2 protein-coding genes and 1 pseudogene are annotated in these 2,280 nt (G+C 49.4%); all 3 read left to right on the top strand.

Translation table 11 applies throughout. The features are described 5' to 3' along the window. A pseudogene (locus QUA04_RS29350) lies at nt 1-156 on the top strand (photosystem II q(b) protein); the annotation flags it as partial. A gap of 286 nt (nt 157-442) precedes the next feature. Beyond that, entirely contained in the window at nt 443-940 is a 498-nt protein-coding gene (locus QUA04_RS29355) for a GNAT family N-acetyltransferase (RefSeq protein ID WP_333264232.1), read from the top strand. A 20-nt stretch (nt 941-960) separates the two neighbouring features. Further along, a complete protein-coding gene (gene cbiE, locus QUA04_RS29360; RefSeq protein ID WP_333264235.1) occupies nt 961-2,169 on the top strand; it encodes a precorrin-6y C5,15-methyltransferase (decarboxylating) subunit CbiE in 1,209 nt (402 codons plus the stop codon). Nucleotides 2,170-2,280 lie beyond the last annotated feature (111 nt).

The raw sequence follows: 2,280 nt of genomic DNA on the forward strand, positions 1-2,280 counted from the left end.
CAAGGTCGCGTTATCAACACTTGGGCTGATGTCATCAACCGCGCTAACTTGGGTATGGAAGTAATGCACGAGCGCAACGCTCACAACTTCCCTCTCGACTTGGCTGCTAGTGAAGTCACTCCAGTAGCTTTGGTTGCTCCTTCTATCAACGGCTAAGTTTTAGTCCTAGATAAACAAAAAGCGCTCCTAGAAATAGGGGCGCTTTTTGTTTGGGAAAAATATTTTTCAGACAGTCATGGACGCATGGACTTGCCGGCGAAGACACCGCAACTACAAAAATAAACAGTTTGCGATCGCACTCCTATCAAAGAAACCGGGTTTTTTACCGAACCTACGGGCTGCAACGCGTCTTTTCATAAAAAACCCGGTTTCTGACCACCCGTGCCTCCTGGACTAATATTGATAGGTTGGATCGCCCTTTAATCCAGCATAAATAATCCCCATGATATTTGAAACAGAGAGATTAGTTTTGAAACCGATTGTGGAGAGCGACCTCAACACGCTTCATAGAATTTTTATCGATGCCTATGTGAGGAGATATCTGTGCGACGGCGAAATCTGGTCGGTACAAAAGGTTGAAGAAATGCTTGCCGAAAATAAAAAGCTGTTTGCCCAAAAGCAATTCGGTATGTGGTTTATCGAAACTAAGAGCGATCGAGAAACTATTGGATTTGTTGGTTTGTGGTATTTTTTTGAAGAAGCACAGCCCCAGTTAGTTTACGCACTGCTGCCGAAAGCACTTAAAAAAGGTTACGCTACTGAAGCATCAACCAAAATATTGGATTATGGTTTTGATGAACTTGGCTTTAACTATCTTGTCGCAAGTTGCGATCGCCCAAACATTGAGTCGCAAAAAGTCGCAGAAAGACTCGGAATGAAACAAGTAGAAGAAAGAATTATCAATGGAAATCCGATATTATTCTTTAGAATCGATAAGTAGTAATTAGCAGTAAGGGCGCAATGCACAAATGGCTTTCGGTGGTGGGGATTGGCGAAGATGGACTTTCGGGGCTCGGCCCGATCGCCTTTACCCTCCTCTCTCAATCTCAAGTCGTTGTTGGTGGCGCCCGTCACCTAGCAATGCTACCAACCGACGACACCCGCGAAAAATTGGTTTGGGCATCGCCTTTGCAGACAACAGTTGACCAGATCCTCCGCCGCCGGGGACAGTCTGTGTGCGTGCTCGCAAGCGGCGATCCGATGTGTCACGGCATCGGCGTCACGCTGTCGCGCCAGATTCCCATTTCGGAAATGACTGTGATTCCGGCGGTATCGGCTTTTAGTCTTGCTTGCGCCCGTTTGGGTTGGCCGATCGCCCAAGTTGAGACTTTCAGTTTGACAAATCGCCCGATCGCATCGATCGCCCTTGCTTTATATCCGGGGGCGCGCTTGCTGGTGTTGAGCGCTGACAGACACACGCCGGGAAAGGTGGCACAATTGTTGACGCAGCGGGGGTTTGGCAGCAGTTTGATGACCGTGTTCGAGCGGATGGGAGGGGAATCGGAACGGCGGATCGAGGGGGTAGCAGCAGCCTGGAATGCAGCGGATTTGGCGGATTTGAACACGATCGCGATCGCAGTTGCAGCCGATCGCGAAACTGTGATTTTCCCTCGTACCTCCGGTTTGCCGGATGCTGCTTATCGCCACGACGGACAACTTACCAAACGGGAGGTTAGAGCCGTTACTCTGTCAACGTTAGCACCGATTCCCGGAGAGTTGCTTTGGGATGTGGGGGCGGGCTGCGGTTCGATCGCGATCGAATGGATGCGGAGTCATCCTCGGTGCAGGGCGATCGCGATCGAACGTCATCCGACTCGATTGCAATACATCGCTGAAAATGCCTCGACTTTCGGCGTTCCCGAACTCGAAATCGTGGCGGGAGAAGCGCCGGAAGCCCTGACAAATTTACCTCAACCGAATGCTATTTTCATCGGCGGCGGTGTCACCACAGAATCTGTGCTGGAAACTTGCTGGAATGCTTTAGGTGAAGGCGGCCGATTAGTTGTTAATGCGGTGACAGTTGAGAGCGAACTGAAAGTGTTGCAGTGGCACGATATTTACGGCGGCGAACTGATTAGAATTGGGATTCAGCGAGTAGGGGCGATCGGTTCTTTTCAGGGTTGGAAACCGCTTGCACCGGTAACTCAGTGGGCGGTAGTTAAAAGGTAAAAGGCGATCGCTCGATATTTTGGCTAGTATTGTGGGCTCTCCTGAGTTTATGGTGTAAAATAGCTCAACCAATACAGTTAGAGTAATGAGCTTTCATTTAGACTATTTATT

It is taken from the genome of Microcoleus sp. S13_C5, from assembly GCF_036700845.1.
In the GTDB taxonomy this organism is placed as follows: Bacteria; Cyanobacteriota; Cyanobacteriia; order Cyanobacteriales; family Microcoleaceae; genus Microcoleus.